The sequence below is a fragment of the Mycobacterium shinjukuense genome (assembly GCF_010730055.1).
GTDB lineage: Bacteria > Actinomycetota > Actinomycetes > Mycobacteriales > Mycobacteriaceae > Mycobacterium > Mycobacterium shinjukuense.
Window position 1 is genome coordinate 938,274 of sequence record NZ_AP022575.1, and the last position, 13,893, is coordinate 952,166.

Here is a 13,893-nt window from a genome sequence, read left to right on the forward strand (position 1 = left end):
CCGTAGCTCGCGACTGTTTCCGACGGACCAGCTAGAGCTAACCAATCCGAGCTCCCAGTTGGCGCCGGCGGGGAAGCGGTGGGGGCGCCAGCCAGAACACGGGTCAGGCGAAAGGTGACCGGTCAGCCGCCGGCGGGCCGACCCGTCGAGCCGTCGGCGCCGGCGCCTCCGGAGGCCCCATCGACGCCATCGTGACCGGCTTTGCCGGCGGTGCCCCATGCGTGGTCGCCGTAGCCGCCCTTCCCACCGCCGCCGCGTTCGCCTCCCGCCCCGCCGGCCCCACCTTCCCCTCCGGTTCCCCCAGCGCCGGGGTTGCCCGCGTGGCCGAACAGCCCGCCGGCTCCGGCGTTGCCACCGTCACCGCCGGCACCACCGGCTCCTCCGGCGCCGCCACGTCCGCCATCACCGCCGTGTCCCCCTGCGCCGCCGTAGCCCTCGCCCACGATGCTGTCGTCCGCGAGAACGCGCCGCACGCCACTACCGCCGTCCCCGCCCACACCGCCGTGGCCGCCGACGGCCCCGGCACCACCCACCCCACCGGTGCCGCCGAGGCCGCCGTCACCGCCGATTCCGACCAGCAGCCCGGCACGACCGCCGTGTCCACCCTGACCGCCGTGGCCGGCCGCACTACCCGCCGTGCCGACCCCACCGGTGCCGCCCTTGCCGCCGGCGCCACCGACGCCCTTCGGAGGGTCGGTGATATAGGGGTCGGTGCTGGGGAAACCGGCGACGCCTTTGCCGCCTTCGCCGCCACGGCCGCCGTGGCCGCCGCCGACACCGCCGTCGCCGCCGTCGCCGCCGTCGCCGCCCGTCCCGACGCCGAACGTGCCGTCTGCGACGTTCCCGCCGTAGCCGTCGCCGCCTTGGCCGCCAGGACCGCCGGCCGCACCGTCGCCGCCGTCGCCGCCGTCGCCGCCGTCGCCGCCGTGGCCCGAGTCGAGCAGGCCATCCTCCCCAGCATGTCCGGCCTTGCCGGTGGGTGTGTTGACACCATCGGCGCCGTGGGCGCCGGCCCCGCCGGGTCCGCCCTTGCCGCCGTTGCCGACCAGCCATCCGCCGTTTCCGCCGTTGCCGCCGTTGCCGCCGTTGCCGCCGGGCATGGTGGCGGCCCCACCGGCACCACCATCACCACCATTGCCGTAGAGCCAACCGCCGTGACCGCCGGCCCCGCCGGAGGCGTTGGCCCCGCCGGCTCCACCGGTTCCGCCGTTGCCGATCAAGCCCGCGTTGCCGCCGCGACCACCGAGCTGACCGTCGGCGCCCTGGGCGCCGTTGCCGCCGTTGCCCCAGAGCCAGCCGCCATCACCACCGGCTTGGCCAGGGGCCGTGGCGTCGGCGCCGTGGCCGATCAACGGGCGCCCGGTCAGCGCTTGGGTGGGCGCATTGACCGCGGCCAGCAGACTCTGCTCGACGTTGGCGGCCTCGGCGGTGGCGTACGAGCCGGCGGCGGCGGTCAGGGCGGTCGCGAATTGGTCGTGAAACGCCGCCGCCTGGGCGCTGAGGGCCTGATAGCTCTGGGCGTGTGCGCTAAACAGCGCCGCCACCGCCGCTGACACCTCATCGGCCCCGGCGGCCAACACCGCCGTCGTCGGCGCCGCGGCAGCCGCGTTGGCCGCGCTGACCGCCCAGCGGATGCTTGCCAACTGCGATGCCGCCTCCTCCACCAGCTGCGGGGCCACCAGCACATATGACATCGGCATCCTCCCATGCATCCAGCGCACGACCGTCCGGTGACGTGCCTGAATGTGCAGCCCGAGCCTGCCAGCCGCCGTTCGGCAAGCATTGGCAGATCATGAAATGCGCCGGTCGCGCCTGCTCGGTGCGATCGGTTGCGCTGGTCCATTGACCAGGCTTAGCACCGGGACTGCATGACGCGATTGGGAGCAAAGAAAGTTGGGTTTCGGGGTCAGGATGGGGCACGGTCTTGAGAGCATGGGCGAGGACTAGGCGGAGGTCGCCCCGGAATCGGTTGTGGTGGCGATCGTTTGAGCCTCACCACCAGCTGGCGGGCTCACCGGATGCGCCGTCGGCCCCGCGGTCGCCGGATCTGCCGTGGGCACCGCGTTGGCCGTCGAAGCCCTTGGCACCGTCGGAGCTGTCGCCGGTGCCGCCCTCGCCACCGACGCCGGGGTTGCCTCCCGCTCCGCCGGACCCGCCTTCGCCTCCGGTTCCGCCGCCGCCGGGGTTGCCGGCGTGGCCGAACAGCCCGCCCGCTCCGGCGGCGCCGCCGGAGCCGCCGGAGCCGCCCTGTCCGCCGGCGCCGCCCTGTCCGCCGTCGCCGCCCTGTCCGCCGTCGCCGCCGTAGGCGTCGCCGGTGCCGCTGCCGTTGGTGACTGGGTGCACCAATGCGTGGCCGCCACGGCCACCGTTGCCGCCGGGGCCCCCCACATCGCCGTTGCCGCCGAATCCACCGGCGCCACCTAGGCCGCCGTCTCCGCCGACACCGACTAGCAGTCCGCCGCGACCACCGCTCCCACCGTTGCCGCCGTGGCCGCCCGCGCTGCCCGCAGTACCGACACCGCCGGTGCCACCCCGGCCACCGACACCGCCGGCGCCACCCCCGGTCGCGTCGTGGCTGTTGCCGCCGACACCCAGGCCGCCCAGGCCGCCCTCGCCACCGGCGCCGCCGCCGGGGCCGCCCTGGCCGCCTTCGCCTCCGTTGCCGCCGACGCCGGCACCGCCCAAGCCGGGCAAGTCCTCGTTGAATCCGCCGGCACCGCCGAGGCCGAGGCCGCCCTGGCCGCCTTTGCCGCCGGGCGCGCCCGCGCCGCCGACCCCGCCGACGCCGCCATCGCCGCCGACGCCGTCGCCGCCGTTGCCGAGGGTGTCGGCGCTGGCGTCGGCTCCGTATCCGACCCCGCCGATGCCGCCTCTTCCTCCGGTGGACCTGGCGCCGCCGGCGCCGCCCGGCCCGCCGGCACCTCCGGTACCGTCGGCGTCGGCGGTTCCGGTGCCGTGGCCGCCTCTACCGCCGGTGCCGCCCTGCATGTCAGGGGCGGTGCCGGCGGCCCCGGCGCCGCCATCGCCGCCGGCAGGTGAACCGTCCTGCCCGGCCGTCCCGGCCGCTGGCAGTGGCAGGTCTGTTGTCGGGGGAAGCGGGGTGGGATTGACACCATCGGCGCCGTGGGCGCCGGCCCCGCCGGGTCCGCCCTTGCCGCCGTTGCCGACCAGCCATCCGCCGTTTCCGCCGTTGCCGCCGTTGCCGCCGTTGCCGCCGGGCATGGTGGCGGCCCCACCGGCACCACCATCACCACCATTGCCGTAGAGCCAACCGCCGTGACCGCCGGCCCCGCCGGAGGCGTTGGCCCCGCCGGCTCCACCGGTTCCGCCGTTGCCGATCAAGCCCGCGTTGCCGCCGCGACCACCGAGCTGACCGTCGGCGCCCTGGGCGCCGTTGCCGCCGTTGCCCCAGAGCCAGCCGCCATCACCACCGGCTTGGCCAGGGGCCGTGGCGTCGGCGCCGTGGCCGATCAACGGGCGCCCGGTCAGCGCTTGGGTGGGCGCATTGACCGCGGCCAGCAGACTCTGCTCGACGTTGGCGGCCTCGGCGGTGGCGTACGAGCCGGCGGCGGCGGTCAGGGCGGTCGCGAATTGGTCGTGAAACGCCGCCGCCTGGGCGCTGAGGGCCTGATAGCTCTGGGCGTGTGCGCTAAACAGCGCCGCCACCGCCGCTGACACCTCATCGGCCCCGGCGGCCAACACCGCCGTCGTCGGCGCCGCGGCAGCCGCGTTGGCCGCGCTGACCGCCCAGCGGATGCTTGCCAACTGCGATGCCGCCTCCTCCACCAGCTGCGGGGCCACCAGCACATATGACATCGGCATCCTCCCATGCATCCGACAGCTAACCACGCCGCACCCCGCACGTCGGCGGGATGCGCTCGAAACCTTCGTCCCTCGCCCGTCCCGGTGAGCCTGTGGACACCCCGAGCCGGTGCCACACTCATGCGGCGTCGATGCGACGTTGGCCGACCAGGCGAAGCCGTCCAGCCAACGGGGCCCGTCGTCGGCCGCGGCTTTTCGCCGTACGGCGTCGGGGGCGGATCAGCCCATCGTGCATGACGAATCCCAGCTTGTTGATGCGTTTGCCGATGATCGCCACGACGCCGGCACGTTGGTGACGTAGCTCAGCCTGCCGACCCCGCTTTCGGCAAGCGTTGGCAAATCATGAAATGCGCTGGTGACGGCGCCACCTGGGCGGTGCGGGCTCGCGGGCGACTCACCCGCGGCGGACTGCCCAACGTTCCCGCCGGTCGCGCCGAGGTTGCGGGGCGGTAGTTAGCGCCGCCGCGCACCGACGTGGCGCACGATCGCCCTCTTGTCGATCTTGCCGACCGGCGTGGTGGGTAGCGACGCCATCGCGACCAGCATGTCGGGCCGGGCGTGCGTGGCCGCACCGCGCCGGTCGAGGTATGCGTTCAGCTCGCCCAGCGTCACCGGGGGTCCAGTGAAAACGACTGCGGCGCATACCTTTTCCCCCAGATCTGGGTCAGGCAGGCCAACCGCCGCGGCCGACCAGATCGACGGGTGGCTCAGCAGCTGCTCTTCGATGTCCTGGGCGGCTATGGTTTCACCGCACCGGCAGATGACATCCTTGACCCGCCCGGTGACCACCAGGTAACCGTCGTCGCGGAGCCGGACGAGGTCGCCGCTGCGGTAGAAGCCGTCGGCAGCAAAGCAGCTCGCGTTGTCTCGCCCGGCGCGAAAGTACCCGTTGATCGTGTACGGGCCGCGCGCCAGCAGTTCGCCTTCGTCGCCGGGCGCCACCGGATTGCCCGCGGCGTCCACCACGCGCAGTTCGTCGTCCGGGCACAACGGGCGGCCCTGGGTGTGCTCGACCAATTCCGGTGGATCGCCTATCCGGGTGAAGCTCAGCAGGCCCTCGGCCATCCCGAATACCTGCTGCAGGCCCGGGGTCAACGCGGCGCGTACCCGGCGGGCATCCTCGGGTTCCAGCTTGGAACCGCCAACCTGCAAGAGCCGCAGTGACTTTGGTGTCACCGGCTCCCAATCACAGGCTTGTGCCCACAGTTTGGCCAGCGCCGGCACCAGCGCGGTGACGGTGACGCCATGGCGTTCGATGGTGGCGAACGCGGTCTCGGGGCTGGGATCGGCGGTGAACACGATGGCAGCGCCGACGGACATCGCCCCGAGGATGCCGGGGCAGGCCAGCGCGAAGTTGTGCGCCGCCGGCAGCGCTACCAGATACACGTCATCACTGGTCAGCCGGCACAGCTGGGCGCTGGCGGTGGCGTTGTAGACATAGTCATCATGGGTGCGCGGGATCAGCTTTGGTGTGCCGGTGGTGCCGCCCGAGACCAGCAGCAGCGCCGGGGACGTGCTGTCGCCGGCAATCGCGGGCGGGTGGCCGCCGGGCAGCCCCGACCACGGCGTGAAGGGGCCCGGGTCCCCGTCGACGACGACGTGGCGCAGCGCTGGATGCGCCGCAACCAGTTGCTCGGCCATCGGCCGGTAGTCGAAGCCGCCCGCCGTCTGCGCGACGACCAACCCGACCGCGCCGCTGGCCTCCGCGAAGCAACCCAGTTCGGCCAACCGATGCCCCGGCAGGCACATCACCGGGATGGCCCCGGCGCGCAGCAGGCCGAACAGCGCGACGGCGAACCGGCACGAGTTGGGCAGCTGCAGCAGCACGCGATCACCGGGCGCGATGCCGAGGTGGGCGAACCCGGCGGCGGCTCGGTCCACCAACTCGTCGAGGTCGGAATAGGTGTGGCGGGCGAGCGAATCCACCACAGCCACCTGGTCCGGCCAGGTCGTCGCCGCGCGGCGCAACAGGGAGTCAACCGTGCGACCGGTCCAGTAGCCGGCCGCACGGTAGCGAGCCGCCCGCTCGGACGCAAACGGGATGAACCCGTCCAGTGCCGCGGTTTGCGCTGGCCGCGAAGGGTCCACCGGCACTCGGCAACTCCTCCCTGGGGGTGGGCGTGTCCTGCCCGCCATAGGGTAACGTACACGAAGTTAGGACAGCCTGGGCTAAGCAACGGAGGTGGGGGTTGTGGGCGGCGCAGCATCCGCGGGTGTGCTGGTGAACCGGGAATGCCGCCATCGCCCCGCCGTGTGTCCGCACGATCGGTCGCGGCCGGCGGGGGTGCCATGAGCGGCACGCTCGCGATCGTCGGCGCGGGCGCCAAGGCGGTTGCGGTGGCCGCGAAAGCGGCGATGCTGCGCGAGATGGGGGTCGAGGTGGCCGACGTGGTTGCCGTCGAACGCTCCGGTGTGGCGGCCAACTGGCGGGCCGATGGCGGCTGGACCGACGGTCGGCAGCGGTTGGGCACCAGCCCCGAGAAGGACGTCGGCTTCCCCTACCGGTCGACGCTGCTGCCCGGCCGCAACGACGAGCTCGACGAGCGGATGATGCGGTTCAGCTGGCAGTCGTACCTGGTTGCCACCGACCAGTTCGTGGGCTGGATCGACCGGGGCAGGCCGGCGCCCACGCACGACACCTGGGCCGGTTATTTGCGGTGGGTTGCCGATGAGGTGGGCTTGAAGGTCGTTCGCGGCGAAGTGGTTCAACTGTCGGTGGCCGGGTCGCGCTGGGTGCTGCACACCCGCGAGTCGCGTGTGCCCGCCGACAGTGTGATGATTACCGGCCCGGGTCAGCCCGAGCGGTCCATGCTTGCGGGTGACCCGCGGATGTTATCCATCGCGCAGTTCTGGCAGCGAGCCGCGTGCCACGACCGGATTGTCGCCGAAAATGTCGCGGTCATCGGTGGCGGCGAGACAGCCGCGTCGATGCTCAACGAGCTGTTTCACCACCGGGTGTCCACGATCACGGCGATCTCACCGCAGGCAACCCTATTCACCCGCGGTGAGGGCTTCTTTGAGAACTCGCTGTTTTCCGATCCCACCGGATGGCGCAGCCTGACCCAGGCCGAACGGCGCGATTGCATCGCCCGCACCGACCGCGGGGTCTTCTCGGCACGGGTTCAAGAATCGCTGCTCGCCGACGAGAGGATCAGGCATCTGCGCGGGCGCGTCGTTCGTGCGGTCGATCGCGACAACCGAATCTGGATCACGGTGTGCACCGACACCCGCGGCGAGCCCCGCGAGACGTTGCATAGCTTCGACCTCGTCATCGACGGATCCGGGGCCGACCCGCTGTGGTTCCTACCGCTGTTGTCTCCGGGCGCCGTTGACCTGCTGGAGCTGGCGCTGGGCGGGCCGTTGACCTGCGAGGGTTTGGAGGATTCGATCGGCCACGACTTGGCCGTCGTCGGGGTGACTCCGAAACTGGTGCTGCCCAATCTGTCCGGCATCAATGAGGGCCCGGGATTTCCGAATCTGAGCTGCCTGGGGCTGTTAGCCGACCGGGTGCTTGGCGCCGAGGTGCGGGCCACCGATCCGCCGCGAGGGAGAAGCGATGAGTACCAATCCGTTTGACGATGAGGCCGGTACATTCTACGTGCTGGTCAACGGCGAGGAACAGCACAGCCTGTGGCCGGCGTTCGCCGACGTGCCGGCGGGTTGGCGGGTGGTGTTCGGCGCCGATAGCCGGGCGAATTGCCTTGCCTACGTGGAGGAGAACTGGACCGATATCCGCCCCAGGAGCTTGCGCGAGGCGATGGCCCGCGAGTAGATCCGCCCAGCGGGGTTATTCGGCTAGCTGCGCGAGCACGTCCGCAACAGATGCCCCGCCCAGCAGCGTAGAAACGTCCAGATCGTGATCAAGTTCGGTCTTGACGCGACGGCGTAACTCCAAGGCCTGCAACGAATCCAGGCCGATCGCGACCAACGGGGCTTCGGTGTCGATCGTTTCGGCGCGATCGACGCCAATGGTCCCGGCCACCAGCTTCAGCAATCGTTCCGGCAGGCCGGGATCGCCCGCGGGGGCTGTGGTTTCGCCGATGTCGCTGTCGGCCAGCTGCGACAGCAACGAGCCGCGCCCGCACGTTTCCAGCGCCGACCGAGCGCGACTCAATTCGAACGCGGCGACAATGGCGTTTCCACCCATCCGGCGCATGCCCAGCGCGAGCGCATCATTGGAAGACATGGGCAGCAATCCCGTCACGGACAGCCGCGACGTACCGGCGGCGTCGGGATCGAAGGTGACCGACCATTGCCCCCACTGCACCGATACGCAGTCCAGCCCTTCGGCCCGGAGCCGGTGGGCCATGGCGTCGAGCATCCGATTGGCCGCGGCGTAGGCAATCAGCCCTCGGCCGCCGACGGTCGCCGCGATCGAGGAACACAGGACCAGGCGACAGTCAGCCGTTCGCGGAAACGATTCCAGCACCCGGCAGATACCGACCACCTTGGCCCGCAACGCCTGCTCGATCCGCTCGGTGGTGAGGTCGGCCAGCTCGTTGCCCGAATACCGCACGGCGGCATGGATGATCACGTCCGCGGGTGCTTCCCGATGTTGTTGCGCCAGTGCCGACACCGCCACGGGGTCACCCACGTCGCAGCGGGTGACCTGGATCTGCGCGGCGGCGGCCGATCGGATGCGACGTAGTCGATCGGCCACGGCGTCGGTCTCGCCCGACCGGCTGACCAGGGTGATGCGCCGCGCGCCGCGACGCGCGAAGTGATCGCAGAACTCAAGTCCGACGCTTCCCGTCCCGCCGACGATGAGCACATGGTCGGGGGATGTGATCTGGGGTCCGGCGACCGCGGCGCCGTCGACGATGCGTTTGGCGTACAGGCCCCCGCCGCGCAGTGCGAGCTCGGATTCGTCCCGGGTGTGCAGCGCGGTCAGGATCGGGACCGTCGCGTCCGACGAGGTGGCGCCGGCGGGCAGGTCGAGATGGCAAAACCGCACCCCCGGGTGTTCGGCGCCGATGCAGCGAAAGCCCGCGCTCGCCGCCGCGTGCACCGGATCCGGCGGCCCGTCGTCAGCGACCACCGTCTCCCCGCCCACCGTCACCAGCCAGCAGTCGCAAACCGTGTCGCTCACCCCCGGCCACCAGCCGCGGTGCGAGAAGAACGTCGCGACTTCACCCGCGGCGGCGCGGTCGTCCAGTTTCGGTGACGGCGGAACGAGGATCACACAGGTGTCCACGTCGGCCGCGGTTGCGCGGTCGAGTCCGTCGATCACGCGGGCCGTGGCGCCCACGCCGGCGGCCGCCGCGCAGAGGGCGGTGGCCAGCCGCGCGCAGGCTCCCCCGTCGTCGACGATGCCGATGGCGCGCGGTGGCACCAGTGACCGATGTGCCAGCCGAACCCACGTTTCGGCGAGCAGGCGAGGGGACACCCGGGGGGACGCCACCGATTCGACGGCGGACGTCGCGGCGGTGTGCTGGCCCACACCCTGGTCATAGGGCTGGTCATAGGGCAGCCACAGCCGGGTCTCGTTCATCCGGGTATTGGGGAAATCGAGCAACGGCAACCGGATGGGCCCATCGCACGCGGTGCGCAAGCACTCCCAGGGGTAATCCACGTGATGCACGGCCAGCAGCGCCAGGTTGCGGGTGAATTCGTCGAGATCGGTGGCCGTGCGGTTCGATGTGCCGACCACCATGGCGTTGCGATCGCCGGTGTCCCCGTGCAGGGCAGCAAGACTGGCGAGATTGTCCTGAATCGCCAGCTGCAGCGTCGGATGGTCGGCCAGTTCGACGAACGTGTCGAGGCCGCGCCGCACCGCGGCCGCGACCGCCTTATCGAATCGAACGGTGTTGCGCAGGTTCCAGAACCAATACTGGTCAACCGGGAGGTCCGACGTGATGGGACCGCCGAGGGTGGCGCCCAGACAGTCGACACCGGTGTCGAGGAACGTCGGATGCTGCAGGTCGCGCCGCGTGCTGGCGCGCAGCTTCTCGCCGAGCCCATGCATCACGCTGGTGTGCGCGGGATAGTGCACAGGAATGACCCTCGCGAACGTGCCGCGCTGGGTCAGCGTGCCCACGATTGCCTCGATCGTGTCTCGATCACCGGAGATGCCCACCATGCTCGGCGAATTGACCACCGACAGCTGCGCCCACCCCGGGCAGCGCGCGATCAGCTCCTCGCAGGTGTCGCGGTCGGCGGCCACCACTGCCATTGCGTAGTCACCGCAAGCGAATTCGTCGGCGACGCGGGCGCGGATTCCGACGACGCGGACGGCGTCCGCCAACGTGATCATGCCGGATACGTAGGCCGCTGCGATTTCACCCTGGCTGTGGCCGATGGTGACCGCCGGCGCAACGCCGAACGAGCGCCACATCGCGGCCAGCCCGGCCATCTGGGTGAACAACGCGGGCTGGACGGTGCCCGCGCGGTCTCGCGCCGGAAGCTGTTCGTCGAGAAGGTAATCCAGCGGTGATGAGCCCAACAGCGCCTGGAAGGCCTCGGCGCAGCGATCCGCCTCGGCCCGGAACGCGGGGACCGACTGGTAGAAGAGCCGTCCCATGCCCGGGCGCTGCACCCCCTGCCCGGGAAAGACGTAGCCGAGCCGACGCGCGGTGGCCGGCGTGTTCGCCCGCACCAGGCACGGATGTTCACGCCCGTCGACAACCGCTTGCAGGGCGCCGACCAACTGCTCGCGGTCGCCCACCATGGCCAGGATCCGGTGCCGGCGGGCGATCCGGGTGCGAAACAGCATGTCGGCGATGGCCTGCGGGGTCACGTCGGGATGATCCGCGGCATAGCACAGCAGGGCGGCGGCTTCGTCGGGCAGCAGCTCGGGGGCATCCGACGACAGCAGGACGGGAATGGTGCCGTTGGGAAGCCGGTAGCTAGGCGGTGTCACCGTCGCACCCTCTCACGCTCTCGCGGGCATGGCGATGATCGCGTGCGCATTGGCGCCGCCGGCGCCGAACGACGATGCGGCCCCGTAGCGGAAGCCGTCTTTTGGCCGCCATTCCTGCAGCGTGGTGGCCAGGCGCAGGCCTGTGGAGTCCCAGGGCAGCCGCTGGGTCGGATTGTCCGCGAACAGGGTGGGCGGAATGACGCCGTGCTGGCCCGCGAGCAGCAGTTTGATCAATCCGAGGATGCCGGCCGCCGCTTGCGCATGCCCGGCGTTGGATTTGATCGAGCCCAACAGCGCCTGGCTGCCCGCCGCGCCGTAGGTCTGGAAAAGGGCCAGCAATTCGACGGGGTCGCCGGCCAGGGTTGCGGTGCCGTGACCTTCGATCATGCCGACGTCGGCCGGATCGATTCCGGCGGCGTCGATCGTCTTACGAATCAGCTGTTCCTGCGCGGGCACCCGGGGGATCAGGATCGGCTTGCCCTTGCCGTTGTGATTGGTACGGACGGCCAGAATGTGTCCGTAGATTCGGTGTCCCAGTTGCCGGGCCCGTGATTGGCGTTCCACGAGAACCATTCCCGCGCCCTCGCCCCAGACGGTTCCCGAGGCATCGTCGGAGTATGCCCGGCAATGCCCGTCCTTGGACAGGGCGTTGAGCTTGGCGAACTCGTAGAACGCCGTCGGCGCCCCCAGCACGCAGACCGCGCCGGCAAGCGCCCACTCGCACTCGTCGGTCAACACCGCGTTGGCGGCCAGCTGCACCGCGGTCAACGACGATCCACAGGCCGAATCGAGACTGATGGAGGGCCCGGTCAGTCCCAGGCAATGCGAGATCCGGGCGGCACCCCCTAGCTGTCCCATACCGACAGTCCGGTGACCGGTGTAGGCATCGGCCACCGCCGTGCGCGAACCGTATTCGGTCATCGACATCCCGACGAAGCAGCCGCCGAACTCGCCCTCGACCGAGGCGGGATTGATCCCGGAATTCTCCAACGCCTTCCACGCCACCCGCATCGCCACCCGCTGCTGCGGGTGCATCGCAATGGCCTCGCGATGGGTGATGCCGAAGAAGGGCGGGTCGAATGTTGTTGCACTGTCCATGAATCCGCCGGCGTCGCACACCTGCCCCCAGCCCTCGAGTCGGGACAGCGACAGCAGATCGTCGAGGGGCCAGCCACGATCGCGCGGAAACGGCCCGATCAACTCCCGGGACTCGGCAAGCGCTGACCACAAGGCACCGGGACTGTCGATTCCGCCGGGCGCCTCCACGGCCAGCCCGGCGATGACGATCGGGTCGGTTGACGGCGCCGGTGTGCCCCCGTCGATGCTCACGCGCGCTGCTCACAGTAGGCGCCGGAGGCCACCAGGTCGGCGATCGCCTCGATGTGCTCGTGCAGGTAAAAATGCCCGCCGGCGAACATCGTGACCGCGACGCTGCCGGTGTGTTTACCCCAAGCGTGGAGATCCCCCAGCCTGACATACGGGTCCTGATCACCGCCCATCGCGTGAATCGGGGCGGTGACCTGGACGTGGTCGGCGCAGCGGTAGGAGTCGAAGGCGGCAAAGTCGGCGCGCACCACGGGTAGCGCCAGCCTCATGACGTCGTTGTTGGCGAAGACACCCGGGTCGGTTCCCTCGAGGGCCGTCAGGTGCGCGAGCAGCTCCTCGTCGGTCCGGGGATGCGCCGGCATGGCCGCGGCGTTGCAGGGGGCAACCGCGGCGGACACGTTGAGCTGCCTGACGTCGATCCCCGAAGCCTCCGCGATCCGGACGAACTCGAAGGCGACGAGCGCCCCCATGCTGTGACCGAAGGTGACGATCGGGACGCCGCGATTGCGATCCGACGCGCAGAATTCGGCGAACGCTCCCGCGGCGATCTCGGGCAGCGAGCCCAACAATGCTTCGGCGGCGCGGTCCTGGCGTCCGGGGTATTGGAAGACGATGACGTCGAACCTCGTGCTGCATGCCTTCGAGAATTCGCGGTAGGCCGAGGCGCCGGCGCCGGCGTGCGGAAAGATCAGCAGCGGAAGGCTCTCGGGTGAATCCGGTGTGTGGAATTGCCTGATCCACCCAAGTTTGCGTGGCATGCACTCCCGCCTTTCGTGGCCCGCGATGGTTTCGCGGCAACCGCACGAGCCATATAACTTAGCGAAGGCTAACATAAGCTGCTGAGCTTGTGGTTGGGTGGTTGCGGCGGTGGGCTCCAGCACGACGTCCAGCGCTGGCCGACGGTTGCACAGTTGAGGGGATTGGTACCGATGCGCGTCGTGTCGTTCGGCTTCCAGACCTGGGGGCGCAAGACGCTGCAGGCGCTGATCGATCTGGATCACGACGTCGTGCTCGCGGTCACCCACCCGGCCAGCCAGCAGCCGTACAAGGCGATCTTCTCGGACTCGGTCGAGGACCTTGCCCGCGCCCACGGCATCCCGGTGCACCTGGCCGAGCGGGTTGACGCCGACACCATAGACCTGGTCAAACGCGCCGAACCCGAGGTCATCGTCGTCAACAGCTGGTACACCAGGATGCCGGCCGAGCTGTACAACCTGCCGCCGCACGGGACGCTGAACCTGCACGATTCGCTGCTGCCGAAGTTCACCGGGTTTTCCCCCGTGCTGTGGGCGTTGATCAGCGGCGAGTCCGAGGTCGGGTTGACGGTGCACCGGATGGACGACGGCCTGGACACCGGCGACATCCTGATCCAGCGCTCGCTGCCCATCGGTCCCACCGACACCGGCACCGAGCTGGTGATGCGGGCGATGGAGTTGATTCCGGGTGCGCTGGCCGATGCGCTGCGTGCGCTGCAGTCCGGCACCGCGGTGTGGCGGCCGCAGAACAAGGCCGAACGGACCTATTTCCACAAGCGGTCGCAGCGCGACAGTTTGATCGACTGGAGCTGGCCGGCCGAGGATCTCGAACGGTTCGTCCGAGCGTTGTCCGACCCCTATCCGCGCGCGTTCACCTACTACCGGGGCGTGCGGATCGAGGTGCTGCAGGCGCGGGTGTCGCAGGCCCGTTTCGGGGGCACGCCCGGGCGGGTGGTCGTGCAGGAGGGGGGCGGTGCGGTGGTGTGCGGGCCGAGCGCCTATCGGGGCGGCAACCGCGGGCTGGTGATCACCCGCGTTCGCACCGCGGACACAGCCGAGCACCGCGGGGATGAGTTCTTTGTGCGCGGCGGCTACCTGGGTAGCCAGACGTAATTCCGGCGAGGGAGTGGG

10 protein-coding genes are annotated in these 13,893 nt (G+C 70.5%); 3 read left to right on the top strand and 7 right to left on the bottom strand.

Going from position 1 to position 13,893, the window contains the following annotated elements:
• Positions 1–122 precede the first annotated feature (122 nt).
• The 4 genes from G6N20_RS04100 to G6N20_RS04110 all read right to left on the bottom strand — a co-directional run bounded on the left by G6N20_RS04100 (position 123) and on the right by G6N20_RS04110 (position 5,916).
• Entirely contained in the window at positions 123–1,694 is a 1,572-nt protein-coding gene (locus G6N20_RS04100) for a PE family protein (RefSeq protein WP_083046354.1), read from the bottom strand.
• A 298-nt stretch (positions 1,695–1,992) separates the two neighbouring features.
• Positions 1,993–3,816, bottom strand: coding sequence for a PE family protein (locus tag G6N20_RS04105; RefSeq protein WP_163662806.1), 1,824 nt, complete (start codon positions 3,814–3,816; stop codon positions 1,993–1,995).
• Positions 3,817–3,940: 124 nt separating this feature from the next.
• Complete coding sequence (locus G6N20_RS21010) at positions 3,941–4,099, bottom strand: hypothetical protein (protein ID WP_158084739.1); 159 nt, start codon at positions 4,097–4,099, stop codon at positions 3,941–3,943.
• A gap of 176 nt (positions 4,100–4,275) precedes the next feature.
• Entirely contained in the window at positions 4,276–5,916 is a 1,641-nt protein-coding gene (locus G6N20_RS04110) for a (2,3-dihydroxybenzoyl)adenylate synthase (RefSeq protein ID WP_232065427.1), read from the bottom strand.
• Positions 5,917–6,111: 195 nt separating this feature from the next.
• Between G6N20_RS04110 and mbtG the strand changes: the two genes are divergently transcribed.
• Both mbtG and G6N20_RS04120 read left to right on the top strand, forming a co-directional pair.
• Positions 6,112–7,398, top strand: a complete 1,287-nt coding sequence (gene mbtG / locus G6N20_RS04115; RefSeq protein ID WP_083046319.1) for an NADPH-dependent L-lysine N(6)-monooxygenase MbtG — start codon at positions 6,112–6,114, stop codon at positions 7,396–7,398.
• Entirely contained in the window at positions 7,379–7,594 is a 216-nt protein-coding gene (locus G6N20_RS04120) for an MbtH family protein (protein ID WP_083046320.1), read from the top strand. The genes mbtG and G6N20_RS04120 overlap by 20 nt, the downstream gene beginning before the upstream one ends.
• Positions 7,595–7,609: 15 nt before the next feature.
• Here the strand turns inward: G6N20_RS04120 and nbtC are convergent, their stop codons facing one another.
• The 3 genes from nbtC to G6N20_RS04135 all read right to left on the bottom strand — a co-directional run bounded on the left by nbtC (position 7,610) and on the right by G6N20_RS04135 (position 12,765).
• Complete coding sequence (gene nbtC, locus G6N20_RS04125; RefSeq protein ID WP_232065495.1) at positions 7,610–10,612, bottom strand: nocobactin polyketide synthase NbtC; 3,003 nt, start codon at positions 10,610–10,612, stop codon at positions 7,610–7,612.
• An 81-nt stretch (positions 10,613–10,693) separates the two neighbouring features.
• Positions 10,694–12,004, bottom strand: coding sequence for a beta-ketoacyl [acyl carrier protein] synthase domain-containing protein (locus tag G6N20_RS04130; protein ID WP_372516323.1), 1,311 nt, complete (start codon positions 12,002–12,004; stop codon positions 10,694–10,696).
• Positions 12,005–12,006: 2 nt separating this feature from the next.
• A complete protein-coding gene (locus tag G6N20_RS04135; protein ID WP_083046323.1) occupies positions 12,007–12,765 on the bottom strand; it encodes a thioesterase II family protein in 759 nt (252 codons plus the stop codon).
• A 171-nt stretch (positions 12,766–12,936) separates the two neighbouring features.
• Here G6N20_RS04135 and G6N20_RS04140 point away from each other — a divergent pair, with 171 nt between their 5' ends.
• The gene (locus tag G6N20_RS04140) at positions 12,937–13,875 is read left to right on the top strand and encodes a methionyl-tRNA formyltransferase (RefSeq protein WP_083046324.1); all 939 of its coding nucleotides are present in this window, start codon (positions 12,937–12,939) and stop codon (positions 13,873–13,875) included.
• Positions 13,876–13,893 lie beyond the last annotated feature (18 nt).